Origin of the sequence: Kitasatospora sp. SUK 42, assembly GCF_015776785.2 — a bacterium.
Classification (GTDB): domain Bacteria; phylum Actinomycetota; class Actinomycetes; order Streptomycetales; family Streptomycetaceae; genus Kitasatospora.
Genome location: NZ_LFMD02000003.1, coordinates 62791 through 86754, shown reverse-complemented (window position 1 = coordinate 86754; position 23964 = coordinate 62791). Strand labels below are relative to the sequence as shown.

Sequence of the window (23964 nt, the reverse complement as noted above, 5' to 3'; positions counted from 1 at the left end):
GAGACACCTGTGCACTACTTGCGTTCCGCGACCCGGGCGACCTCGGTCCTCATGGCCGCCGGGCTGTCCGCCCTCGCCCTCGGCGCCGGCCCGGCGAGCGCCCAGCCGACCGGATCCACTGACCCCACGCCGTCCGTCAACGTCGTCGACAACGACAAGGGCGGCGCCGGCCAGGGGCCGAGCACACCGATCAGGACCCAGCGCTCGACCGCCGACGGGGTCGCCTCCACGCTGGCCGTCGGGCCGAAGATCACCCGCTCCGAGGTCATCGCCCGCGCGCAAACCTGGGTGGACAAGAACCTCCAGTACAGCGGGAACGCCACGTACCAGGGCTACCGCACGGACTGCTCCGGTTACGCCTCGATGGCGTGGAAGCTGGGCACCCCCGGTCTGGCCACACCGGATTTCGTTCCCAGTGGTGTCGCCTCCTGGCTCAACAGCAAGGAGGACCTCAAGCCCGGTGATGCCCTGCTGAACGATGCCTCGGGCGCCGCCGGACACATCGCCATCTTCAACGGGTGGACCGACGGCACGCACACCTCTTACGACGCCTACGAGTTCACCGGTAGCGGCGTTCACCACCGGACGATCCCGTACCCCTACTTCTCCGGCTACGGGACGTTCAAGCCGGTCCGCAACAACAGCGTCATCGACGCGACTCCGTCGGGGATCGGTGTGTACCGGGCGGCGGATCGGACGTTCTACGTGGCGGACAGGAACGGTGCGGACGTCGGTCGGAACATGTTCGGGAATGCGGATGACATGCCGTTGGTGGGGCATTTCGCGGGTCCGGGGCGGGACACTGTCGGGGTGTACCGGCCGGCGACTCAGGAGTTCTTCCTGACCGGTGACAACGCGAACGTGGCTGTGTACACGGTCTTCGGGAACAAGGACGACGTGCCGTTGGTGGGGGACTGGGACGGTACGGGGAAGCAGACGATCGGGGTGTACCGGCCGTCCGAGGGGGCCTTCTACCTGACGGTGGACAACCTCACGCCGAAGTACCGGGTGACGTTCGGTAATCCGAACTGGAAGCCGATCGTGGGGAATTGGAGTGGGACGGGTAAGGACACGGTCGGTGTGTACGACCCGGACACCCAGACGTTCCACCTGTCGGACGCGAATGTGAACGGGCCTGCGAACGATGACCACCGGGTGACGTTCGGCAATCCGGACGATGTTCCGATCAAGGGTGACTGGGACGGTTCCGGGACGGACAAGGTCGGTGTCTACCGGCCGAGCACCCAGGAGTTCTTCGGCGCCGTCAACGGCGGTCAGCTGCTGGCCAAGTACGGCAACCCCGGTGACAAGCCCCTCACCGGCCACTGGAACTGACTGACGTAGCGGCACATCTCTGATTCACCCGTTGATCGCCGGCCGGCCGCAGGTCCTCCCGCGGCCGGCTCCGCTCAAGGAGCCCCGTTGTTCAAACAGCACCGATCAGGCCTGCCGTTCCGTCGAACGCTAGGCGCCCTCACCGTCACCGCCGCACTCTGCGGTGTCGTGCCCGGAGCGGCGGGCGCCGCTTCGGCGCAGCCATCCGGCCTGCGCGACGTGACCTATCGCGGACACCACTTCGCGGTCCCCTCCGACTGGCAAGTGGTGGATCTGGCGGCCGACCCGGGCACCTGTGTGCACTTCGACCGGCACGCCGTCTACCTCGGCACGCCGGGCGTCAGGCAGGACTGCCCGGCCCACTTCCAGAGCGGGCGGACCGAGGCTTTGCTCGTCGAGCCGGACGAAGCCGCCGCCCCCGGAACCACCGTCAACCCCGTGGCGCATGAACTGAAGGCGGTCACGGGTGGTCTGCGCGTCACCGCCACCTACGACACGGACCAGGAACTCGTGCGGAGGATCCTGGCCGACGCGGGCTTCCCGACCACCGCCCCCGCCCAGCCGCGTGCCACCGCACCCGATGCCGCGGGCCTCGCGGCGACGGCTGCCGCCGCGCTTCCGGCCGACGTGACCACCTTCACGGGCAAGGGTTTCGACGCGTGCGCCGCCCCCGACTCCGGGACGATGAGCGCCTGGCGCGCCAACTCACCGTACGGCGCCGTCGGGATCTACATCGGCGGTCCGAAGCGGATCTGTGCGCAGCCCAATCTCACGGCCGGCTGGGTCCAGCAACAGGCCGCGGCCGGCTGGCGGTTCATGCCGATCTACGCCGGACTGCAGTCCTCCGGGATCACCTCGCCCGGCAGCCAGGGCGCCGCCGCCGCCGACGACGCCGTCGCACAGGCGGCCGCCCTGGGCCTCGGCCCGGGAAGCGTGCTCTACGAGGACATGGAGGCCTACTCCTCCCAGTACTCCGGGGCCGTGCTCGGATACCTGTCCGCCTGGACGGCCGAACTGCACGCCAGGGGCTACAAGTCGGGGGTCTACAGCAGCTCCGACTCCGGAATCGCCGATCTGGCCCGCAACATCGGCGGTGGCTACAACCTCCCCGACGTCATCTTCATAGCGGCCTGGAACGGCGTCGCCGACACCAACGACCGGAATGTTCCCGCCAGCGCCTGGACCGGTCACCAGCGGATCCACCAGTACGCGGCAGATGTCTCGGAGAACTGGGGCGGCGCCGGTCTGCGCATCGACCGGGACTATCTCGACGTCGTTGCCGGCCGGCCCCAGTCCGCGACTCCGTCGGGGATCGGTGTGTACCGGGCGGCGGATCGGACGTTCTACGTGGCGGACAGGAACGGTGCGGACGTCGGTCGGAACATGTTCGGGAATGCGGATGACATGCCGTTGGTGGGGCATTTCGCGGGTCCGGGGCGGGACACGGTCGGGGTGTACCGGCCGGCGACTCAGGAGTTCTTCCTGACCGGTGACAACGCGAACGTGGCTGTGTACACGGTCTTCGGGAACAAGGACGACGTGCCGTTGGTGGGGGACTGGGACGGTACGGGGAAGCAGACGATCGGGGTGTACCGGCCGTCCGAGGGGGCCTTCTACCTGACGGTGGACAACCTCACGCCGAAGTACCGGGTGACGTTCGGTAATCCGAACTGGAAGCCGGTCGTGGGGAATTGGAGTGGGACGGGTAAGGACACGGTCGGTGTGTACGACCCGGACACCCAGACGTTCCACCTGTCGGACGCGAATGTGAACGGGCCCGCGAACGATGACCACCGGGTGACGTTCGGCAATCCGGACGATGTTCCGATCAAGGGTGACTGGGACGGTTCCGGCACGGACAAGGTCGGCGTCTACCGGCCGGACACGCAGGAGTTCTTCGGTGCCGTCAACGGCGGCCAGCTGCTGGCCAAGTACGGCAACCCCGGAGACAAGCCCCTCACCGGCCACTGGAACTGAGGCGACTCCGAGATGTCGATGTCCACGTCCAAGCGGTTGATCAACCTTGCCGCCGCGCTCACGGTCACGATGGGCCCGCTGTCCCTGCTGGCCGCCCAGCAGGCCTCGGCGGCCTCGGTGGCCACCTGGGACAAGGTCGCCCAGTGCGAGAGCAGCGGCGACTGGACCAACGTCCACCACACCTCGACGACGACCTACTACGGCGGGCTGCAGTTCGACGCCGCCACCTGGAACGCGTACGGCGGCCAGCAGTACGCGCCGTACGCCAACCAGGCCACCAAGATGCAGCAGATCCTGATAGCCGAGAAGGTGCTCGCGGTCCAGGGGGAGAGGGCCTGGCCGCACTGCGGCCCCCCGGTCGGGCTCGGGGCCGATCACGCCACGCCGTACCCGGCTACGCCGTCGGGGATCGGTGTGTACCGGAAGGCGGATCGGACGTTCTACGTGGCGGACCGGAACGGTGCGGACGTCGGTCGGAACGCGTACGGGAATGCGGACGACATGCCGTTGGTGGGGCATTTCGCGGGTCCGGGGCGGGACACGGTCGGGGTGTACCGGCCGGAGACTCAGGAGTTCTTCCTGACGAGTGACAACACGAACCTGTATTCGTACTCGGTTTTCGGGAACAAGGATGACGTGCCGTTGGTGGGGGACTGGGACGGTACGGGGAAGCAGACGATCGGGGTGTACCGGCCGTCGGAGGGGGCTTTCTATCTGACGGTGGACAATCTCACGCCGAAGTACCGGGTGGCGTTCGGGAATCCGAACTGGAAGCCGGTCGTGGGTAATTGGAGTGGGACGGGCAAGGACACGGTCGGTGTGTACGACCCGGACACCCAGACGTTCCACCTGTCGTACGCGAACGTGAACGGGCCTGCGAACGATGACCAGAAGGTGTCGTTCGGCAATCCGGACGACGTTCCGATCAAGGGTGACTGGGACGGTTCCGGGACGGACAAGGTCGGCGTTTACCGGCCGAGCACGCAGGAGTTCTTCGGTGCCGTCAACGGCGGCCAGCTGCTGGCCAAGTACGGCAACCCCGGTGACAAGCCCATCACCGGCCACTGGAAGTGATCTGGAGTTGACTCGGTGACACTCATACAACGCATGGGCCGGGGCCTCGTGTCCGCGGCCACTCTGGCCGGACTGACCGTCCTGCCGGCGGGTTTGGGCGCGGCGCCCGCTTCGGCGGCACCGGCCGCCGTCACACCGCCGACCCCGGTGAACCTCAACGTTGCGGGTCCGTTCGTGGATTCGTTCCGGCAGGATCCGGCGCTGAACACGGTGCCGTTGCGCGGGCTGAACGTGGGTCTGGATCAGCGTCAGCAGGGCAGCGCGCGGACGGTGTCCTGGACGAGGACCTCCGGCCGGTGGGACACGGTGGCGCCGCCGGACGCGTCGGCCGTTCAGGTCAGTACGGTCGGGCAGCCCAACCGGCTGGTGTTCACCCAGGGCGTCTCGGCGGTCATGCTGGGCGCCCCCGTGATCGCTGACGCCGGAGGGACGTACACCGTGTCCACGGTGGTGGATCCGTCGGTCGGGGACACCACTAGCGGTGACTGGGCTTCGGTCGTGCTCAGTCGCAGTCACCGTGCCAACGGGTACGTGACCAACGGGGACGTCGATCTCGGGCTGATTGTCACTTCGGCTGGCAAGCTGTCGTTGTTCCACGGTGGGGGTGGTGAAACTCCGTTCTGGCAGGGGGCGGTGACACCGGCCGAGCGGTATGCGGTGTCGCTGAGGGTGTCGACCGGCGCCGACAAGGCCGTGACCCTGACTGTCAACGGCACCGCGTTCGCGATCACCGGTCCGGCCTCGGTTGTCCGCTGGCCGAGTAGCTCCTTCCTGTACCTCGGTGCTTACCTGTCCAATCCGGGCGAGTTGACCACTTTTGGTGACGGCACTGGGACCGGTGTGAACGTCAGCCGGATCGACGCGAGTGCCACGGCCAGTGCCAAGCCGTTCGTGGACACCTTCGACGGTGCTCCGGCCGGTAGTGACAACGGGCTCAATGACGATCTGAGCGCTCGCCAGCCCACCTTGGTCTCGGCCAACTACACGCCGGTGTCCGGCACCAAGGGTCTGGCGGTGACGCCTCCGGTGGGTTCGGTGCGGGTCAACAGCCCGGCTGCTCCCAATGTGCTGTCCTTCCCGCAGGGAAGCGCCGCTGTCCGGTTGAACAAGCCGGCCACCGCCGATCTGTCGGGCTCGTACACGGTGCACGCCCGGCTCACTCCGGCCGTCGGCCGTACCAGTGGCCCGGACGCGGCCACGCTGCTGGTCAGCAACGCCTCCGGGGCGACCGGGGCGGTGGATGCCGAGGACGTCGCACTCGGCCTGCGGGTCCAGGCCGACGGCACCCTGGCGCTGTACCAGGGTGGCCAGACGCTGCCCCTGCTCACCGGCGCCGTCACGCCCGGCTCCGACACGTACGACGTCTCCCTCGCGCTCACCGGCGGCACCGCCCGACAGGCCACCGTCACGGTCAACGGCACCACCGTCTTCGCCGGTCAGACTCCGGCCAACCTGCCGCGCGACGGCTACGTGCACCTCGGCTCGCAGCGCACCACGCCGGGGACGGTCGGCACGGTGGACGATCTGCGGGTCAGCATGCTCGGCGGGCTCGACTACTACGGCTACTACGACATCATGGACCCGGGGGAGAACATCGACCACAGCCCCGAGGTGTTCCCCTGGACGAACATGAACAGCTTCGTCAACCAGGACCTCACCGATCCGCGCTACGCCGGATTCCTGGACTACTGCCGCCCCGCCTCCTGCGTCCTCGACGTCAGCAAGGTGGTCGCGGAGCCCGACCCGACCAGGGGCGGCAAGAACCGGCCCGTCCCGGACGCCCCGGCGGCCCTGGCCGCCCTGGCCTCCCGGGTCGGCGCCAACCTGGACAAGATCTCCGTGATCTACACCCTCGACGAGCCGTACTACCAGGGCTTCTCCGCCGCTCAGGTGGAGACCGAGGTGAACCAGGTGCGGGCCGCCTTCCCGGGCAAGATGCTCGCCTACACCACGGACGCGTACAACCTGACCGCGCCGGTGCCCAGCGGGGCCGACCTGGTCGGCTTCGACAACTACTGCCCCGGCCGCGCCACCATCGAGCAGAACCTGGCGGCCCTGCAGGGCGCGCTCGCCTCGCCCGACCAGCACCTGGTGCTGTTCCCGGAGTCCTTCAGCCAGAACGTCAATGGCTGCGAGACGGCCACCGACGCGATCATCGCGAAGAACAACGCCGACTACCGGGCCATCGCCGCCCAGCACCCCCGGGTCGTCTACCTGCAGAACTTCCGCTGGCTCAACTCCCAGCAGCCCACCGACAGGCCGCTGACCACCCAGCAACAGCAGCGGATCGGCGCGGCCGTCGTCAACGCCACCCCGACCCCGGCACCGGCGGGCATCGGCATCTACCGGCCCGGTGACCACAGCGTCAGCGAGAACAGCCACAACGACGTCTACCTCGGCACCTCCGGCACCTCGCCGCTGTTCACCAGTACGGACGACGTCGCGCTGACCGGCCACTGGAACGGACCGGGCATCGACACAGTCGGCGTCTACCACCCGTCGACGTCGACCTTCGTGCTGCAGGGCAGCGACGGCACCACCTCCACGTACGTGTTCGGCAAGTCGGGGGACTTCCCGGTCGTCGGTGACTGGAGCGGGCGGGGCCGCACCACGATCGGCGTCTACCGACCGGGCGACCGGACCTTCTACCTGAGCGACGACAACGCGACCACTGCCTCCCGGGTCACGTTCGGTGACTCCACCTGGACCCCGCTGGTCGGCAACTGGAGCGGCAGCGGCCGCACCACCGTCGGCGCGTACGACCCCGACACCCAGACGTTCCACCTGCGCGACAGCAACACCGCGGGCCCCGACGACCACACCTACAAGTTCGGCAACCCCGGCGACCTCCCGATCAAGGGAGACTGGGACGGCAGTGGCACCGACACCGTCGGCGTCTACCGCCCCGGTGACCGGTCCTTCTACGGCTCCGCCAAGGACGGCACCATGGCCGCCTACAGCGTGAAGTTCGGCAACTTCGGCGACCGGCCACTGGTCGGCAACTGGGGCTGACCGAGCACGGCATGATCGCGCGGCACCGTGGGGCACGTGCCCCACGGTGCCGCACTGCTGTGGTCAGCCGCGCAGGCCGGCCAGCCAGGCCTCGACCTCGTCGGAGCGGCGGGGGAGGTCGGCGGAGAGGTTCTCGTTGCCGTCGGCGGTGACCAGGATGTCGTCCTCGATCCGGACGCCGATGCCGCGGTACTCCTCCGGCACCGTCAGGTCGTTCTCCTGGAAGTAGATGCCCGGCTCGACGGTGAGCACCATGCCCGGCAGCAGCTGTCCGTCGACGTGCTCCTCGGCGCGGGAGTGGGCGCAGTCGTGGACGTCGAGGCCCAGCATGTGGCCCGTGCCGGCCAGGGTGAACCGGCGGTGCAGGCCCAGCTCGTAGACCTTGTCGGCGGTGAGGTCGCCGAACAGGCCCCAGGAGGTGAGGTGTTCGGCGAGCTCGCGCTGGGCGGCGTGGTGGAAGTCGCGGAAGTCCGCGCCGGGCCTCACCGCCGCGATGCCCGCCTCCTGCGCCGCGTACACGGCGTCGTAGACCTTCCGCTGGATGTCGGTGAAGCGGCCGGAGACCGGCAGGGTGCGGGTGACGTCCGCGGTGTACAGGTGGTTGGTCTCCACGCCGGCGTCGAGCAGCAGCAGGTCGCCCGGGCGGGCCTGGCCGGTGTTGCGGACCCAGTGCAGGGTGGTGGCGTGCGGGCCGGCGGCGGCGATGGTGCTGTAGCCGACGTCGTTGCCTTCCAGCCGGGCCCGGACGAAGAAGGTGCCCTCGATCAGCCGCTCCGGCGTCTCGGTGTCGGTGCCGAGGACGCGCACCACGTCCTCGAAGCCGCGCGCGGTCGCCGCGCAGGCGAAGCGCAACTCGGCGATCTCCCATTCGTCCTTGACCAGGCGCAGCCCGGACAGGAAGACCTCGAACTCGGCGTCCCGCTCGGCGTCGGATCGCTCCCGCAGGGCCTCCTCCACGCCCGCGTCGTACCCGCGCAGAACACGCACCGGGCCGGTGGCCGCGCCCAGGTCTCCGTGGACGGTGCGCACGTCCCGGCAGGGCAGACCGAGCAGCCGCTCGCTCTCGGTCAGGCTGTCGCGGCGGCCGTCCCACAGCTCGCCGTGGGTGTCCAGCCAGAACTCGCCGTTCTCCACGTCGGAGCGGCCGCGCAGGTAGAGCACGGCCCGGTGGCCGCTCTCGCCGGTGGGCTCCAGCACCAGTACGGCGTCCTGGGACTGGTCGCCGGTCAGGTAGGCGTAGTCGGAGGACGCGCGGAACGGGTAGTCGGTGTCGTTGGCCCGCACCTTGGGGGTGCCGGACGGGACGACCAGCAGCTCGCCCGGGAAGGCGGCGGACAGCGTGGCGCGGCGGGGCCCGGTGTACGCGGCCTGCGCTGTCGGCTCCAGGTCGCGGCGCTCGGTGTCGGCCCAGCCGTGCCTCATGCTCTCGGCGAGCTCCTCGGTCACCCCGCGGGTGAGACCGTTCTTCCGGTACTTGATGGGCTCGGTGGGCTCGGTCACTGCGGACTCTCCAGAGGGGTGGGGAGATGCGGCGCATCGTCGCGTCGATCTGCCGGGTACGTAACAAGCGTTTTGTACCGTATATCGAACTGCGCTCGAAGAGAAGAGCCAGGTCCCGGCGGCCCCCTCCCGGGTCCGCCTCACCGCTCCCGGTCCGGGAAGGCCACTGAGGCGCCAGGGGAGAACCCCTGACGCCTCAGGTGGAGCCGAAGGGCGCGGCCGGCCCGGGAGCGCTTCTCAGGCCGGACGAGGTGCCGGGCCCCGTCGAGTCCTGAAGGAACCGGTCGCCTACGCGGTCGTGCGCTTGAGGGCCCGCGCCCGGATGGACTCGGGCAGCGCGTCGGCGGCCAGGAGCCGTGGCAGCAGGTCCGGTTCGAGTGTCATCGCGCGGAAGACAACTGCGGCGGTCACGTCGTGGTCGGGCCGGTGCACGAGCTCGACGGGGTCGCCGGCCCGGATGGATCCCGGCTCGATCACGCGCAGGTAGGCGCCCGGCAGCGCGGCCCGGGTGAACCGCTTGATCCAGCCTTCCTGCTCCAGCCACCCCTGGAACGTCCCGCACGGGATCCGTGCGCACGACACCTCCAGGAGCACCTCCGGTCCGACGCGCCAACGCTCGCCGATCAGGGCGCCGTTGACGTCGAGACCGGCGGTCGTGAGGTTCTCCCCGAAGACGCCGTTGGTGAGCGGCCTCCCCAACTCGTCCTCCCAGCCGTCGAGATCCTCGCGGGCATAGGCGTAGACGGCCTGATCGGAACCGCCGTGGTTCTTCACGTCGTAGACGCGGTCGCCCACGAGACCGACCTCGCCGGTGCCCTTGGGCCCGGGGGCGATGACCGCGACCGGCCCGTCGACGGGCTGTTTGTCGATGCCCGTCGAACCGATGCCCTTCCACGGGTTGGGGCGGGGCTTGCCGACATTGACGGAGAGCAGCTTCATGTCCACGACGGTACGGACCTCCGCGGGCCGGGGCGAGTCATTTCCCTGCCGTCCCTGGGATTCGATCGTGCCCGCGTGGATGCTGCTGGCCGAGGGGCCGCCGCCCTCATCCCCTGAGGTCGACCGCACGCGCAGGCGGATCCCTGGACCCGGAAGGCCAACTGGGTGCAGGGCACTACCCCAAGGATCAAATGGTGCCGAAGTCGCCGGACTTGACGCCGGTGATGAAGGACTGCCAGGCGTCCGAGCCGAAGGCGAGGTGCGGGCCTTCAGGGTCCTTGCTGTCACGGACGGGGAGGATGCCGGGGAGGCCGGGCGCGACCTCGATGCAATTGCCACCACCGCTGCTGTACGAGGACTTCAGCCAGGAGTTGGGCTTGGCGGCCGCAATGGGGAACATGGCGTGGAACTCCTTGAGACGCGCGCGGATGAGAGCCAGCGAGTCCGCACATGAGAGGGCTTGGACCTGGAGCCAATCGTAAGTCCTGCCGAGGGAGCGGATGTTGCCCTGGTCTTCGCGCTCGACATAACCCCGTTGGATGGTTTCGAGGTAGGCCATCCATGTCCCGGTTGGGGTGGTCAGGAGCGTGAACGGCAACAGTGAGGGAAGGTTCTCACCAAGGCTGGATGGCGCGATCTGCAACGTGACGTGCGGAAGGGCGGCCACGCTCTGAAGCCGGCGAAGCTGTTCGGCCATGACGAAGGGGCCGCCGACGGGCCGGAGGCAGCTCTCCTCCATGACAATGCGGATCGAGGGAGCCGGGTCCTGGTAGAGCACGGCTTGCCGGGCCATGCGGACATTTACGCGTTCGCTGACCTTGTCCTGAGGGATCTCGCCTCGCCGGGCCTCGGCGTCGACGATCGCGGAGGCGTAGGCCCGCGTCTGGAGCAGCCCGGGGATGACGTTCAGCTCGTAGATCTTGAAGGCGGTGGACTTGCGCTCGTGCTCGATGAAGGCGACGAATCCGCCGATCAAGGTGCTGCTCTTGGCGGTCCAGTACAGGAGCTCAAGCGCTCCACAGGTGTCGAGCTCCTTGTCGCACCGCCGGACGAGATTCAGCGGCGCGGGGCGGTCGCCGTTCTCGATCATGGAGATGAGCGAGTCGCTGTAGTTGATCCGCTGTCCGAGCCCGATCTGAGTGAGCCCCCTTGCCTTGCGGAAGCGTCGAAGCTGGACGCCGATGGCCGCGCTCGGGGATGAGGTGGGGTCAAGGTCCTGCTGGGGCATGGTGATCACGCCATTCCACAGTGCTGGCTGTCAAAGTGAAGCTCTTTCAATGCTACTTGCGATCGGCCACTCTTGGTGAGGAGTTAGCAACAGAGAGGAGTTATTCCGTGGATATGACGAACACTCAATGTGGCGAAAGCATCATCTGGCGGCGAGACTTTCCGCCCTGCCGGTGTCCGCAGTGCGGCGACTCGGTTCCCGAGGCGCGGATGAGCGCTGCGACCATCGCCCCTGCGGCGCCACCCGTGCGACGGGTGGCGCCGCCGTCCAAGCCCTACCGCCCCTCCTCCATCGGCGAGCGGGTCTTCGACCTCCGCTCCGGGCGTTGGGCCGCCTTCATGGGGTGGCAGCACGGACGCGCCTTCCTCCGGCCGATGGGTGGAGGCGTGGAGTGGGACACCGAAGCGCGTTGGATCACGAACTCCGAACTGTGAGATGCCCGATGAACAGCATGATCGACAAGATCACGGCGGAGGAGCGTCGTACCGCCGCCGACATCCTCGACGACCTCCAGGCCGTCCTGAACGCCGCCGGCGTGAAACTCCCGTCGCTCGGCATCGACTGGCGCTCGGCCAAAGCCACCGGCGTCATCCTGATCGACCTCGGGGCCGCGAGGCCGGACGTCATCGAGCGGCTGGTCGTCGTCCTCCGCAGAGGTATGCGGCCGTAGTCGGAGCCGGCGCCATCGCCATGGGAAGTCTCGCGCTCGCGGCATCGGTTCTTCTGATGATTCCCGAGAGCGTTTCCACTTCTGCGAGCGCCTTGGTGTTCGTCCTCATCTTCCTCGCCACCTCAACGGGCGGATTCATGCTCGCAGCGGGATGGATGAGGGTGCGCACATAGCGGCGCGGGCTTCGAGGTTGCTCGAAGCCCGCGCCGAATATCGTGCCTCTCAGGCGCCGTTGAGGGCGTAGCTGCGGAAGGTTGCCAGCAGGGGCAGCACTTCGGTCTTGCTCGGATCCTCCGTGACGGCGCGCATGGCGTCGATCACGGTGTGGGCGATGACCTTGATGACGGCGAGGTCGTCGGCGGCGGCGACCGTCGCCCATGCCTGGAGGGTCCGGGTGACCAGGGCGCTCATCCTCGCGCCGATGTTGGCGCTGACCGCGTCCGACAGCTCGGCGATCTCCTCGTCGCTCATGCTGGAGCGCAGGCCGAAGGCGAGCGCCATCAGTGTGTCCATCGCGTGCTCGCCGTACGCGGCGACCAGCGCCGGTAGCGACCGCTCATCGGCCCCGCCCGCCGCAAGGGCGGACAGGGCCTCGTCGTCGTCCTTCCACGCCGCCTCCAGGGCGGCCAAGGCCCGCAGGGCCTCGTCCATGGTCAGCCCGTCTGTCATGGGAGGAACGGTATTGAGCCAGTACCCCACTGCACGAGGTTTGGGGGCCGGGATCACACCTTCGAGGGAAGCGGGGGCAATTCCGGCCGATGGACGTGTGCGAAGTGCTCCGCGTCCCAGGTGCCGCCCAGCTCGGGGGCCAGGGAGGACAGGGCGAGGGCGGCGAAGTCCTCGGCGGTGCCCGCGCGCTCCGGCAGGGCGCCGAGCAGCGGGGCGCCGGCGGAGCGGGGGAGGTCGGCGAGGTTGCAGCGTTCGGCGAGGCCGGGGGAGGCGGGCCAGGAGCCGACGAGGACGCCGGCGAGGGGGAGTGCGCGGGCGGCCAGGGCCTCGGCGGTGAGGGAGACGATGTTCAGCGTCCCGAGCCCGGCCGAGGCGACCAGCAGCACCTCGGCGTCCAGCCCGGAGTCCAGGACGGCCCTGGCCTGGTCGGCCAGCGTTCGGCCCTCGTCGTCGTAGCGGACCAGCAGGCCGCCCGCGCCCTCGACCAGCACCAGGTCGTGGGCGGCGGCGAGTTCGGTGACCGCCGAGGCCGCCTCGGCGGGGGAGAGGTACGGCATTCCGGCGCGGCGGGCGGCGGTGTCGGGTGCCAGCGGCTCGGGGTAGCGGACCAGCTCACGGAACGTCAGATCACCTGCCAGGCGCCGCACTTCCGCCGCGTCGCCGGGCTCGCCGGGTGCGACACCGGTCTGTCCGGGCTTGAGCACCGCGACCCGCTGTCCGCCGCGCAGCGCCGCCGAGGCGAGGGCCGCGGTGGCGACGGTCTTGCCGACGTCCGTGTTCGTTCCCGTCACGAACAGGATGCGCGCGCTCATCCGGCCACCGCCGCGGCGGTCACGGCGGCGGCGATCCGTGCCACGTCCCCGTCCTCCGTCACGTAGGGGGGCATGGTGTAGATCAGGTCCCGGAAGGGGCGCAGCCAGACGCCCTCCCGGGCGGCCGCCTCGGTCGCCGCCGGGACGTTCACCGGGTGGTCCAACTGGACGACGCCGATGGCGCCCTGGACCCGTACGTCGTGCACGCCCGGAACGTCCGCGGCCGGAGCGAGGCCCTCGGCCAGTCCGGCCTCGATGCGCTTGACCTCCACCGCCCAGTCCTGCCCGAGCAGCAGGTCCAGCGAGGCGTTCGCGACCGCGCAGGCGAGCGGGTTGCCCATGAAGGTCGGCCCGTGCGCGAGCACCGGCATCTCGCCGCGGCTGATGCCGTCGGCGATCTCGCTGGTGCACAGTGCGGCGGCCAGCGTCAGGTAGCCGCCGGTGAGCGCCTTGCCCAGGCACATCACGTCCGGCGAGACGCCCGCGTGGTCGGCGGCGAACAGTGCGCCGCTGCGCCCGAATCCGGTGGCGATCTCGTCGAAGACCAGCAACACCCCGTACCGGTCGCAGAGTTCGCGCAGCATCCGCAGGTACGCGGGGGAGTGGAACTGCATGCCGCCGGCGCCCTGGACCACCGGCTCGACGATGACGGCGGCCAGCTCGTCGGCGTGACGTGCCATCAACTCCTCGAACTGCGCGGCGTATTCGGGATCGAGAGGAGCGTCGAACCCGGCCGGCGGCTGCGGCGCGAAGAGCTGCCCGGGCAGCACTCCGCCCCACAGGTGGTGCATCCCGCCGTCCGGGTCGCACACCGACATCGGGTGGAAGGTGTCGCCGTGGTAGCCGCCGCGCCAGGTCAGCAGGCGGCGCTTGGCCGGGCGGCCGACCGACTGCCAGTACTGGAGGCACATCTTCATCGCCACCTCGACGGACACCGAGCCCGAGTCGGCGAGGAAGACGTGCCGCAGCGGCTCCGGGGCGATCTCGACCAGCCTGGCCGCGAGCCGGACGGCGGGCTCGTGGGTGAGCCCGCCGAACATCACGTGGCTCATCCGCCCCAGCTGCTCGCGCACCGCCTCGTCCAGCACCGGGTGCCGGTAGCCGTGGATCGCCGCCCACCAGGACGACATCCCGTCGACCAGCTCGCGCCGACCGCCCGCCACGGGCTCGGCCAGGCGTAGCCGTACGCCCGAGGCGGACTCGACCACGTACGGGGTGACGGTGCCGGGCATCGGCCCGTACGGGTGCCAGACGTGGGCGCGGTCGAGGGCGAGCAGGGTGTCCGCGGACAGCATGGTGCGTGGTTCTCCCGGATTTCCGGTGGGTGGTGGAACGGGTGGAGCTGGTGGAACGTGTCAGGCGTTGGGCGCGAGTTCGGTGCCGGCGCCGCGGCGGCGGACCTTGACGAGGTCGCTGCGCAGCTCGTCGTCCGAACCCTCCGAGGCCGACCCCTCCGAGGCCGGGGCCTCCGGAGCGGTGTGCGCGTGCCCGCCGCACGGGCCGCAGCCGCCGCCGCTGCCGCAGGCCGAGGCCGCGGTGCCGCAGGAGCCGGCGGCCTGGGCCGCCTCGGCGAGGTCGGCGCGGTGGCGCGGCAGGGTGGCCTCGCCCGCGCCCTCGACCTCGAAGCCGGCGTCCTTGATCATGTCGAGGTCGGCCTGGCCGGCCTGGCCCTCGCTGGTCAGGTAGTCGCCGAGGAAGATGGAGTTGGCGATGTGCAGGCCGAGCGGCTGCATCGAGCGCAGGTGCACCTCGCGGCCGCCGGCGATCCGCACCTCGGTGTCCGGGTTGACGAAGCGGACCATCGCCAGGATGCGCAGGCAGCGCTGCGGGGTGAGGTTCCACTCCTTGGCGAGCGGGGTGCCCTCGAACGGGATCAGGAAGTTGACCGGGACGGAGTCCGAGCCGAGCTCGCGCAGCGCGAACACCACGTCGACGAGGTCCTCGTCGCTCTCGCCCATGCCGGCGATCAGGCCGGAGCAGGCGGACAGGCCGGCGCCGTGCGCCTTCTGCACGGTGTCCACCCGGTCCGCGTAGGTGTGGGTGGTGGCGATGTCGCCGTAGGTGCCCTCGGAGGTGTTGAGGTTGTGGTTGTAGGCGTCGGCGCCGGCCGCCTTGAGCCGCTCGGCCTGGTTGTCGGAGAGCAGGCCGAGGCAGACGCAGATCTCGACCGCGGGGTCGGCCTCCTTGATGGCGGCCATGGTGTCGGTGACCCGGTCGATGTCACGGTCCGTCGGGCCGCGGCCGCTGGCGACCAGGCAGACCCGCTTGGCGCCACCGGCCACTCCGGCGCGGGCGGCATCGGCGGCCTGGTCCGGCTTGAGCCAGGTGTACTTGAGGATCTCGGCCTTGGACCCCAGCCGCTGCGAGCAGTAGGAGCAGTCCTCGGGGCAGAGCCCGCTCTTGAGGTTCACCAGGTAGTTGAGCTTGACCCGGCGGCCGAACCAGCGGCGGCGCACCTTGCCGGCCGCGGCGACCACGTCGAGCAGCTCGTCGTCGGTGGTGGCGAGGACGGCCAGCGCCTCTTCCCGGGTCGGGACTTCGCCGCGCAGGCCCTTGGCGGTGAGGGTATCGAGCAGATCCATGGGGCCGATCCTGCCTGCTGGCGCGCGAACGGCGCCAGAGCAAACCCACCAGAAGATCCCCGGAAGGATGTGCCGATTGCCACAGTGTCGAAGCTCACGGCGTCACTGCTGGTCACGAGCTTGACGGCCGCGCGGGGTGATGGTTACCGGCGGGTAGGGTGGGGGTGTCGCGGACGAAGATCGACGACCCCCGACCCAGTGATCCACGCCACCCCGAAGGTGCTTAGAATCTGCGCCATGACCACGCAGGGGGAGCGCACCCCGATTCCGGGAGAAGGCCAGAACGGCCAGAACGGCCAGGCAGGGCAGGCGGAGCAGGCAGGGCAGGCAGGGCAGCGGACCGGCGGGGGCGCCGGTGCGACCGGGGGGACGGAACGCAGGCGCGGCCGGCGGCTGTCGGGCCGCCGGGCGGTGGGCTGGGTCGTCATGGTCGGTGTGGTCGCGGCCGGCGGATGGATCATCACCCAACCGACGCCCGGCGACTACATACCCGGCCTCGGCCCGTCCAAGAAGGACGCGTCCAAGACCCCGCCCGTGGTGGGTGCCCCGCCACCGCCCACCGACCCCGCGGCCCTCAACGCCGACAACCTGTTCCCCGCCCAGCGCCCGGTCGAGGCCGCCGGCTACAAGGCCCGGCGCGGCGGCATCCGGCAGGGCGAGAAGTGCGACGAGGTGCTGCAGGACGGTACCCAGGAGCTGCTCAAGGACAGCGGCTGCCAGGCCTACCTGATCGTCAGCTTCACCGGCGTCGACCGCCCGGTGCTCAGCAGCGTCACCCTGCTGCGCTTCGCCGACCAGACCTCCGCTGCCAAGGCCACCGACGCCCTGCGGGCCAAGCCCGGTGCCGTCGCCTTCATCCTCGCCGACGCCTCCACCGCGCCCGCGCAGTCCGGCGGCGCCAAGCCGGGCGGTGAGCGGGTGGAGGCGGTCGGGCGCTACGTGACCGTCACCAGCTCCCGGGCCGGCGACGGCCGCCCGGCCGGCACCCCGGCCTCGGGCGGCGCCACCGCCCCGTCGTCCCCGGCGCCGAGCACCTCGGGCGGCGGCGAGCCGAACCTGGACGAGGCGACCCGCGCGCTGTCGTACGCGGCGGGCCAGCCGTTCGTCTGGATGTAGTCGAGGGGTGTGGCCGACCCGGCGTGAGAAACCGGAAGGGGCCCGGCGCGAACCGCGCGCCGGGCCCCTTCCGCGTGCTCCTGCCCGGTCAGCCGCCGAGCCGGTCCACCGAGGTCACCCGCAGCACCGCCCGGCCCTCCTCGTCCGAGCCGTAGAGGTCGACCTCGGCGCTGATGCCCCAGTCGTGGTCGCCCTCCGGGTCGTCGAAGATCTGCCGGACCTTCCAGGCGGAGTCCTCCTCCTCGATGATCAGCATCTTCGGGCCGCGCGCGTCCGGGCCGGTGCCGAGGTCGTCGTACTCGTCCCAGTAGCCGTCCATCGCGTCCGCCCAGCGGTCCGCGTCCCAGCCGTACTCGCCGTCCAGCTCGCCGAGTTCGTCCCAGTGCTCCAGGGCGCACAGCTCGACCCGGCGGAACATCTCGTTGCGCACCAGCACCCGGAAGGCGCGGGCGTTCGCCGTGACCGGCGCCGGCTTGTCGTCCAGCCGCACCTCGGCGGTGGCCGCCTCGGTCGGGTTGGCCAGCTGCTCCCACTCGTCCAGCAGGCTGGAGTCGACCTGGCGGACCAGCTCGCCGAGCCAGGCGATGACGTCCTTGAGGTCGTCCGTCTTCACGTCCTCGGGGACGGTCTGCTCCAGGGCCTTGAACGCGCCGGCCAGGTAGCGCAGCACGATGCCCTCGGTGCGCGCCAGCTCGTAGAAGCCGACGTAGTCCGAGAAGGTCATCGCCCGCTCGTACAGGTCGCGGACCACGGACTTCGGCTGGAGCTGGTGGTCGCCGATCCACGGGTGTGCCCGGCGGTACACCTCGTAGGCGTGGGTGAGCAGCTCCTCCAGCGGCTTCGGGTACGTGATCTCCTGGAGCCGCTCCATCCGCTCCTCGTACTCGATGCCGTCCCGCTTCATCTCGCCGACGGCCTCGCCGCGCGCCTTGTTCTGCTGGGCGGCGAGGATCTGGCGCGGGTCGTCGAGGGTCGCCTCGACCACCGAGACGACGTCCATCGCGTAGGACGGCGAGGTCGGGTCGAGCAGCTCGAAGGAGGCCAGGGCGAAGGTGGACAGCGGCTGGTTGAGCGCGAAGTTCTCCTGGAGGTCCAGGGTGAGGCGGACGATCCGGCCCTCGGCGTCCGGCTCCGGCAGCCGCTCCACCACGCCGCCCTCCAGCAGCGAGCGGTAGATCGCGATCGCGGTGCGGATGTGGCGGCGCTGGGCGGCCCGCTCCTCGTGGTTGTCGGTGAGGAGCTTGCGCATCGCCTCGAAGGCGTTGCCCGGGCGGCCGATCACCGACAGCAGCATCGCGTGGCTCACCTTGAACCGGGAGACCAGCGGCTCCGGGTCGGCGTTGATCAGCTTCTCGAAGGTCTCCTCGGTCCAGCCGACGAAGCCCTCCGGCGCCTTCTTGCGCACCACCTTGCGCTTCTTCTTCGGGTCGTCCCCGGCCTTGGCGATCGCCTTGTCGTTCTCGATCACGTGCTCCGGCGCCTGGGCGACCACCTGGCCGACGGTGTCGAAGCCGGCCCGGCCCGCGCGCCCGGCGATCTGGTGGAACTCACGGGCGCGCAGGATGCGCACGCGCTGCCCGTCGTACTTCGACAGGGCGGTGAACAGCACCGTGCGGATCGGCACATTGACGCCGACGCCGAGGGTGTCGGTGCCGCAGATGACCTTCAGCAGGCCCGCCTGGGCGAGGCGTTCGACCAGTCGGCGGTACTTCGGCAGCATGCCCGCGTGGTGCACGCCGATCCCGTGGCGGACGTAACGGGACAGGTTGCGGCCGAACTTGGTGGTGAAGCGGAAGTTGCCGATCAGATCGGCGATGGCCTCCTTCTCCGCCTTCGAGCACATGTTGATGCTCATCAGCGACTGGGCCCGCTCCACCGCCTCCTTCTGCGTGAAGTGCACGACGTAGACCGGCGCCTGGCCGGTCTGGAGCAGCTCCTCCAGGGTGTCGTGCATGGTGGTGCGGCGGTACTCGTAGAACAGCGGCACCGGGCGGGTCGCGTTGCGCACCACGGTGGTCGGACGGCCGGTGCGGCGGGTCAGGTCCTCCTCGAAGCGGCGGACGTCACCGAGCGTCGCCGACATCAGCAGGAACTGCGCCTGCGGCAGCTCCAGCAGCGGGATCTGCCAGGCCCAGCCGCGGTCCGGCTCGGCGTAGAAGTGGAACTCGTCCATGACCACCTGGCCGATGTCCGCCCGCGCGCCGTCGCGCAGCGCGATCTGGGCCAGCACCTCGGCGGTGCAGCAGATGATCGGCGCGGTCGGGTTCACGCTCGCGTCGCCGGTCATCATGCCGACCTGCTCGGTGCCGAACATCTTCACCAGGTCGAAGAACTTCTCCGACACCAGCGCCTTGATCGGCGCCGTGTAGAACGTCCGCTGCCCCTCCGCGAGCGCCGCGAAGTGCGCCCCCGCCGCCACCAGGCTCTTGCCCGACCCGGTCGGCGTCGCCAGGATCACGTTGTTCCCGGACACCAGCTCGATCAGCGCCTCCTCCTGCGCCGGGTACAGCGTGATCCCCCGCTCCTCCGCCCAGGCTGCGAACGTCTCGTACAGCGCATCGGGCGTGGCGGGCTTCGGCATCAGATCAAGGAGGGTCACCCGGCTATCTTGCCTGCTCGCCGCCACCCCGGGCAAAGCCCGGGGCCGGGACGGTCGGCTCAGAAGGCCGCGGCGGGCGCCTGCTCGGCCAGCTGCGGCGCGTTCGTGCAGCCCTGGGCGCGGACGAGCTCCTTCGCGGCGCGCAGGGCGGCGTCGATGCGGATCTGGTGGACCTTGGTGGCGGGGGTGTCGGGGGACCATGAGTCGCCGGTGACGGTGATCAACCGGTACGGGAAGTTGGTGCGGGATCCGTCGTCCTGGACGAAGTCGCAGCGCACCAGTACCTGCACCGTTCCCTCGTGGAAGAGCCAGCCCTGGGCGCTCGGTCCGAAGTCGAGGTGCGCGGGACGGGCCGGTTCCCAGCCGCCGGCCTCCGCCACGGTCTTGGCGCGTTGGAACTGCTCGTCGCGTCGGCTGGTCTCGATGCTGGCGAGCGAGCCGGCCTTGCTGTCGCCCTGCTTCCGGGTGATCTCACAGGCAGGGGCCTCGCCGAGGAGGTTACGGTCCGCGAAAGAGCCCTTGCCCTGCCAGGCGATGGCCCTGTAGCCCTTGCCGGTCAGCGCCGCCAGGTCGTCGTGCGTGAACGTGTTCCAGCAGGCGCTCTGCGGCACATCGGCGGCCTGCGGGGGCTTCCAGTACCAGAACCCGCCGCCGACGCCGGCGACGAGTACCGCCGTGCCGAGCGCGATCAGCAGGATGCGGCGGCGCGGGCGCTCAGCCATCGGCCTTCTCCTTCGGGAGGTCGGGGACAACGGGCGCGGAGACGGGCAGCTGCACCTGGTTGCCGCACTGGTACTCGGCGACGGCGACCCGGGCGATCTTCAGCGCGATGTCGCCGTACGCCTGACGTCCCTTGGCGGGCGAGGAGGCGTAGAGCTCATCGCTTCCGACGTCGACGCGGAAGTACTGCGGCGCCTTGCGCTTGGGGTCGTCCCCGGTGGGGACCTGGAAGTCACACCGCACGTAGAGCCGGACGCGGTGGTCCTCGCCGGTCGTGGCCAGCCCCACCGAGCCGGGACCGAAGTCCAGCGCTGCCACGCGCTGGCCCCGGGAGGCGTCCTGGGCGCGATCGGCGTCGATCCCGTCCCACGCGGCGGTGACGTCCACCGACAGGAGCCAGCCACGGTCACCGTCGTCTCCCCGCCAGCCGATGCGGCAGCTGGTGCTGCGGATCAGCGCCTCCTCCGGAGACATCGGCGTCAGCATCCGGGCACGCGGCACGATGTCGAACACCTCCCCGTACTCCCCGGCCAGCGGCGTCAGGTCGTCCTTCGACAGCACCGACCAGCACGCGCTCTGCGGGATCTCCAGCGACCACCACGGCTTCCAGACCCACAGCCCGCCGCCCACGACGACGGCCACGGCGAGGACGCCGGCCAGCCATCGCCGCCGCCACCAAGGAGGCGGTGGCGGCGGATCGTCGGGCGAGCGCGGGATGATGTGTGCGACGTCGACCATGGATCAGCGGCCTTTCAGGACTTCACGGGGGCGACGGTGACGTGGTCGACCAGGTGGATGTCGGGGCAGCCCTCCCGCTGGACGACCTCCTTCGCGAGCTTGAGGATGAAGTCCGCCCGATTCTGGACCAGTTCGCGGGCTGGGCGCGCGGGCACCCGTGGATCGCCGGTCACCATGATCGAGACGTTGGTGCGCCGACCCGAGTCGGGGACGGGACACGGGAAGATCAGCGAGGCATTCACCGAGTCGACCCAGGCCTTCGCGTGGTCTCCGACGGCGACTTCCGTCGCTCTGCCCTGTGCGATGTCGTCGGCCATGCGTGCCTGGTCGTGCTGGTAAAGAGAGCCGTCGGTGCGCATCACCGTGGCGTCGATGGCAGCGAGGCCTCCCCTGGGCGACCAGGAGACCGAGCACTCGGCGAGCGGGTTGGCCGCCGATAGGTCTCCCTGGACATGGGCCACCGCCTTCCCGTCGTTCCCCACGAACGGTCTGATGGCCTCATGGTCCAGCACCCCCCAGCAGGCGCTCTGCGGCAACTCGACGGACTGCCACGGCTTCCAGACCCACAGCCCGCCGCCGACAACGGCGGCCACCGTGAGGCCGGCCAGCCAGGGCAGCGCCCGCCGCCACCAGGGCGGCGGTGGCGGCGGATCGTCTGGCGACGACGGGATGATGTGTGCGACGTCGACCATGATGAAGTCAGCTCCCGTTCCCCATAGCGAAGTTGTAGTCGGCGATTCCGGTCTTGAAGCCGTTGACGGCGTCGTCGCCGGCGCTCGGGGCTATGTCCTTGGTGAGTTTCGGGTCGAATCCGGCCGAAGCGGCCGCCTGTTGTACGGCGTTGGCCGCGGAGTCCGACGTCTGCTGCATGGAGGAGCCCGCCGCGTTGCTGGCCTGATGCTGGGCCTGGCTGGTGGTGTCGACCTTGTACGAGGCCGATACCCCTTCGATGAGTTTGTCCACTGCGAAGTTCCCCACGCCGCTGACCCCGGGGACCGGGACGAGCCCCAAGGCCTTGCCGCCCGTGAGCTCCCAGCCCTTCTTGACCCAGCCCGCTCGCTCATCGATGGCCTGGTTGTAGGCGGCGTCGCTCTGGTGGTGCTGCGTGTGGATCTCATCGGTCTTGGCGCTCGTGATGATGCCGGCGACCTGCCCGCCAGGCGTGACGACGTTCTTGAGGGCGGCATTCAGGTCGCCGTGGTCCGACGCGTGCGCGATGACGTCCTGGATCTGCGCTGTCGTGTACGCCTGCTGTGCGGTGGCGATGGCGGCGAACGCTTCGGGGTTGCGGCCGAGGGTGGCGAGCAGATCCTTGGCGTTCGCGGGGTCGAACTTGATGGGGACCCCGTTCGACGGCAGGTCGATCTTGGTGGGGCTGATGGAATGCTGGATGTCACCCATGTAGGACGCCATCATGTCCCCGAGGACGGGGTTGAGGCTGTTGAAGGGTGCCGAATCCCCCTTCAACAGGGCCGCGCCGTTCTCGCCGCCGAACCTGTCGATCACCGCATTCATGACCTCACCCATCTCCTTGCTGTGTGGGGGGAGGGGCGCATCAGGGGTGTCGGAGCCGCGCCCGAGGGTGGCCGCCTCCAGGGCGTGGCCGAGGTCGATTACCTCGTGGGGGTTCGCCGTGCCCGGGTTGGGGCGCGGCGGGTACATCGCGTCGATGAGGATCGAGCGCGAGCCCTTGTCGGTGAACATGTCGAGGTAGTGGTTCGCCCCGCCCGAGCTCTTGACCGTCCCGTCCGGGTTGTAGGTGTCGACCGGGTCGTGGAAGAACTTGGTGGCCGCTTCCGGGTTGTGGCCGAGACCGTCCAGCACCGCGCTCAGCGGGTTGAAGCCCTGGATGTTGCCGTCCTTGTCCGGCACGCCGATGAACTTGAGCGCGGTGTACGGGTACGCCGTCTTGGTGCTCGGCTCCCAGCGCATCGGGTCTTCCTGGCTGAGCTGGGTGATGTGCTGGGCGACCGGGACGAGGAAGTGCGCGTCGTACTTCCCGTTCCGCAGCAGGTTGGCCATGATCTGGTAGCCGTACGGGCTGTGCGCCGGGTCGGCACCGGGTGGGACGGGGATCTGCTTGGCGCCGGCGGCGCGGAACTTCGTCTCCCACTCGTCCGAGACGTGCAGCGGCTGCTTGGTGTCGGTCGCGGTGGCCAGGGTGAGGCCAAGACCCTTCTGGATGCCGTCGAGCGCGGCGGACCGGGCCGGGCTGTTGGCGTAGTCCGCGCTCTGCGCCATGGCGCCGTACTTGGCCATGAAGGTCGCCGGATCCTGGTTGCCGTAGAAGGACGAGGCGAAGCGCGGGTCGCCGTTGTGGTGGTCCAGGATGGTCTGGAGGTGCTGGAGTTGGGCGTCGGTGGCCTTGTCGCCGAGGCTCATGATGTAGGTGGCCGTCTTGGCCTCTTCCTCCGGGAGACCGCCGACCGGGTTGGCGTTGAACGCGGTGGCGTCGCTGCCGGTGTCGTCGCCCAGGGCCTTGGCGGCGTCGAGGTCGGCCTCGGTGGCACGGTCGACCGCGTCGCTGATGGCCTTGGCGGCGGTCTCGGCCTTCGTCTTCCAGCTCTTGGCGTACTCCGGGTCCCGTTTGTCCTCTTCGGTCTTGGGCGCGGGCCAGGCGACCGCGCCCGCGTCGTCGACGGTGAGGCCGGCGGTGGTGGCGCTGTGTATCGCGTTCGTGAGGTCCTGCTTGGCGGCCGTGATCTCGGTGTGGGCGTCGCGGAGGGTCTTGGCCAGGGCCGAGGCCTCCTCGAAGGCCGCGTGGATCTGGTCACGGGCCCAGGTGAGTTTGGCGTCGGCGAGGCCGGCGGCGTCGCCGTGCCAGCCGGACTGCTGGATGGTGCCGATGACCTCGCTCTGCATCCGCCGGGTGAGGTCCCACTTGCGGACCAGGGTCTCGAAGTCGCCGGCCGCCGTGGCGAGGCTGCCGAGGTCGACCTGCTTGAGCTGACTGAACGTCACCATGCTTGTGCTGCTTCCCCCCGATTGCGCCG

At 69.9% G+C, this 23964-nt stretch carries 20 protein-coding genes; 7 read left to right on the top strand and 13 right to left on the bottom strand.

Translation table 11 applies throughout. The annotated features are described in order from the left end of the window. Window positions 1-14: 14 nt before the first annotated feature. On the bottom strand, window positions 15-296 hold the full coding sequence (locus tag RZ50_RS09950; RefSeq protein ID WP_217680432.1) for a hypothetical protein: 282 nt from the start codon (window positions 294-296) through the stop codon (window positions 15-17). Between RZ50_RS09950 and RZ50_RS09945 the strand changes: the two genes are divergently transcribed. The 4 genes from RZ50_RS09945 (at window position 289) to RZ50_RS09930 (ending at window position 7398) form a co-directional block, all read left to right on the top strand. Then, window positions 289-1335, top strand: a complete 1047-nt coding sequence (locus RZ50_RS09945; RefSeq protein ID WP_217680430.1) for a hypothetical protein — start codon at window positions 289-291, stop codon at window positions 1333-1335. The genes RZ50_RS09950 and RZ50_RS09945 overlap by 8 nt on opposite strands. Window positions 1336-1554: 219 nt before the next feature. Beyond that, window positions 1555-3312, top strand: a complete 1758-nt coding sequence (locus tag RZ50_RS09940) for a DUF1906 domain-containing protein (RefSeq protein ID WP_217680428.1) — start codon at window positions 1555-1557, stop codon at window positions 3310-3312. 36 nt (window positions 3313-3348) lie between these two features. Beyond that, window positions 3349-4386 (top strand): transglycosylase family protein, encoded by a 1038-nt coding sequence (locus RZ50_RS29850; protein ID WP_305853033.1) that lies wholly within the window; start codon window positions 3349-3351, stop codon window positions 4384-4386. A 693-nt stretch (window positions 4387-5079) separates the two neighbouring features. After that, window positions 5080-7398, top strand: coding sequence for a hypothetical protein (locus RZ50_RS09930; RefSeq protein WP_196947234.1), 2319 nt, complete (start codon window positions 5080-5082; stop codon window positions 7396-7398). Window positions 7399-7461: 63 nt separating this feature from the next. Here RZ50_RS09930 and RZ50_RS09925 read toward each other — a convergent pair whose 3' ends face one another. The 3 genes from RZ50_RS09925 to RZ50_RS09915 form a co-directional block, all read right to left on the bottom strand. Then, the gene (locus RZ50_RS09925; RefSeq protein WP_308271572.1) at window positions 7462-8898 is read right to left on the bottom strand and encodes an aminopeptidase P family protein; all 1437 of its coding nucleotides are present in this window, start codon (window positions 8896-8898) and stop codon (window positions 7462-7464) included. 288 nt (window positions 8899-9186) lie between these two features. Further along, entirely contained in the window at window positions 9187-9837 is a 651-nt protein-coding gene (locus RZ50_RS09920) for an MOSC domain-containing protein (RefSeq protein ID WP_196947235.1), read from the bottom strand. Between the two features lie 187 nt (window positions 9838-10024). After that, on the bottom strand, window positions 10025-11065 hold the full coding sequence (locus RZ50_RS09915; RefSeq protein ID WP_254802548.1) for a Scr1 family TA system antitoxin-like transcriptional regulator: 1041 nt from the start codon (window positions 11063-11065) through the stop codon (window positions 10025-10027). A 209-nt stretch (window positions 11066-11274) separates the two neighbouring features. On the opposite strand from RZ50_RS09915, the gene RZ50_RS09910 reads away from it, so the two are divergent. Next, window positions 11275-11499: a hypothetical protein gene (locus tag RZ50_RS09910; protein WP_196947237.1), complete on the top strand. Its 225-nt coding sequence runs from the start codon at window positions 11275-11277 to the stop codon at window positions 11497-11499. Between the two features lie 8 nt (window positions 11500-11507). After that, window positions 11508-11735, top strand: coding sequence for a hypothetical protein (locus RZ50_RS09905; RefSeq protein ID WP_196947238.1), 228 nt, complete (start codon window positions 11508-11510; stop codon window positions 11733-11735). 222 nt (window positions 11736-11957) lie between these two features. On the opposite strand, the gene RZ50_RS09900 is transcribed toward RZ50_RS09905, so the two are convergent. Genes RZ50_RS09900 through bioB form a run of 4 tightly spaced genes read right to left on the bottom strand, consistent with a single transcriptional unit; the run spans window position 11958 to window position 15798 of the window. Then, on the bottom strand, window positions 11958-12404 hold the full coding sequence (locus tag RZ50_RS09900) for a hypothetical protein (protein ID WP_196947239.1): 447 nt from the start codon (window positions 12402-12404) through the stop codon (window positions 11958-11960). Between the two features lie 53 nt (window positions 12405-12457). Further along, entirely contained in the window at window positions 12458-13216 is a 759-nt protein-coding gene (bioD, locus tag RZ50_RS09895) for a dethiobiotin synthase (protein ID WP_196947240.1), read from the bottom strand. Then, entirely contained in the window at window positions 13213-14511 is a 1299-nt protein-coding gene (locus tag RZ50_RS09890; RefSeq protein ID WP_196947241.1) for an adenosylmethionine--8-amino-7-oxononanoate transaminase, read from the bottom strand. Before RZ50_RS09890 ends, bioD begins: the two co-directional genes overlap by 4 nt. Before the next feature lie 60 nt (window positions 14512-14571). Further along, entirely contained in the window at window positions 14572-15798 is a 1227-nt protein-coding gene (gene bioB / locus RZ50_RS09885; protein ID WP_196947242.1) for a biotin synthase BioB, read from the bottom strand. Window positions 15799-16035: 237 nt separating this feature from the next. Here bioB and RZ50_RS09880 point away from each other — a divergent pair, with 237 nt between their 5' ends. Continuing rightward, the gene (locus RZ50_RS09880) at window positions 16036-16914 is read left to right on the top strand and encodes a hypothetical protein (RefSeq protein ID WP_196947243.1); all 879 of its coding nucleotides are present in this window, start codon (window positions 16036-16038) and stop codon (window positions 16912-16914) included. 88 nt (window positions 16915-17002) lie between these two features. Here RZ50_RS09880 and RZ50_RS09875 read toward each other — a convergent pair whose 3' ends face one another. The 5 genes from RZ50_RS09875 to RZ50_RS09855 form a co-directional block, all read right to left on the bottom strand. After that, window positions 17003-19495: a DEAD/DEAH box helicase gene (locus RZ50_RS09875; protein WP_254802547.1), complete on the bottom strand. Its 2493-nt coding sequence runs from the start codon at window positions 19493-19495 to the stop codon at window positions 17003-17005. A gap of 77 nt (window positions 19496-19572) precedes the next feature. Then, entirely contained in the window at window positions 19573-20235 is a 663-nt protein-coding gene (locus tag RZ50_RS09870) for a hypothetical protein (protein ID WP_196947245.1), read from the bottom strand. After that, complete coding sequence (locus RZ50_RS09865; RefSeq protein WP_196947246.1) at window positions 20228-20971, bottom strand: hypothetical protein; 744 nt, start codon at window positions 20969-20971, stop codon at window positions 20228-20230. Before RZ50_RS09865 ends, RZ50_RS09870 begins: the two co-directional genes overlap by 8 nt. Window positions 20972-20985: 14 nt before the next feature. Beyond that, window positions 20986-21663, bottom strand: coding sequence for a hypothetical protein (locus RZ50_RS09860; RefSeq protein ID WP_196947247.1), 678 nt, complete (start codon window positions 21661-21663; stop codon window positions 20986-20988). A 7-nt stretch (window positions 21664-21670) separates the two neighbouring features. After that, on the bottom strand, window positions 21671-23935 hold the full coding sequence (locus RZ50_RS09855) for a hypothetical protein (RefSeq protein WP_196947248.1): 2265 nt from the start codon (window positions 23933-23935) through the stop codon (window positions 21671-21673). Between the last annotated feature and the right edge of the window lie 29 nt (window positions 23936-23964).

Excerpts from the sequence above, each read along its gene's own strand:
- RZ50_RS09880 (WP_196947243.1), top strand. The coding sequence starts at position 16,036 with ATGACCACGCAGGGGGAGCGCACCCCGATTCCGGGAGAAGGCCAGAAC.
- RZ50_RS09865 (WP_196947246.1), bottom strand. The coding sequence starts at position 20,971 with ATGGTCGACGTCGCACACATCATCCCGCGCTCGCCCGACGATCCGCCG.
- RZ50_RS09875 (WP_254802547.1), bottom strand. The coding sequence starts at position 19,495 with ATGCCGAAGCCCGCCACGCCCGATGCGCTGTACGAGACGTTCGCAGCC.
- RZ50_RS09860 (WP_196947247.1), bottom strand. The coding sequence starts at position 21,663 with ATGGTCGACGTCGCACACATCATCCCGTCGTCGCCAGACGATCCGCCG.
- RZ50_RS09855 (WP_196947248.1), bottom strand. The coding sequence starts at position 23,935 with ATGGTGACGTTCAGTCAGCTCAAGCAGGTCGACCTCGGCAGCCTCGCC.
- RZ50_RS09870 (WP_196947245.1), bottom strand. The coding sequence starts at position 20,235 with ATGGCTGAGCGCCCGCGCCGCCGCATCCTGCTGATCGCGCTCGGCACG.
- RZ50_RS09890 (WP_196947241.1), bottom strand. The coding sequence starts at position 14,511 with ATGCTGTCCGCGGACACCCTGCTCGCCCTCGACCGCGCCCACGTCTGG.
- bioD (WP_196947240.1), bottom strand. The coding sequence starts at position 13,216 with ATGAGCGCGCGCATCCTGTTCGTGACGGGAACGAACACGGACGTCGGC.
- RZ50_RS09915 (WP_254802548.1), bottom strand. The coding sequence starts at position 11,065 with ATGCCCCAGCAGGACCTTGACCCCACCTCATCCCCGAGCGCGGCCATC.
- RZ50_RS09900 (WP_196947239.1), bottom strand. The coding sequence starts at position 12,404 with ATGACAGACGGGCTGACCATGGACGAGGCCCTGCGGGCCTTGGCCGCC.
- RZ50_RS09910 (WP_196947237.1), top strand. The coding sequence starts at position 11,275 with ATGAGCGCTGCGACCATCGCCCCTGCGGCGCCACCCGTGCGACGGGTG.
- RZ50_RS09905 (WP_196947238.1), top strand. The coding sequence starts at position 11,508 with ATGAACAGCATGATCGACAAGATCACGGCGGAGGAGCGTCGTACCGCC.
- RZ50_RS09920 (WP_196947235.1), bottom strand. The coding sequence starts at position 9,837 with ATGAAGCTGCTCTCCGTCAATGTCGGCAAGCCCCGCCCCAACCCGTGG.
- bioB (WP_196947242.1), bottom strand. The coding sequence starts at position 15,798 with ATGGATCTGCTCGATACCCTCACCGCCAAGGGCCTGCGCGGCGAAGTC.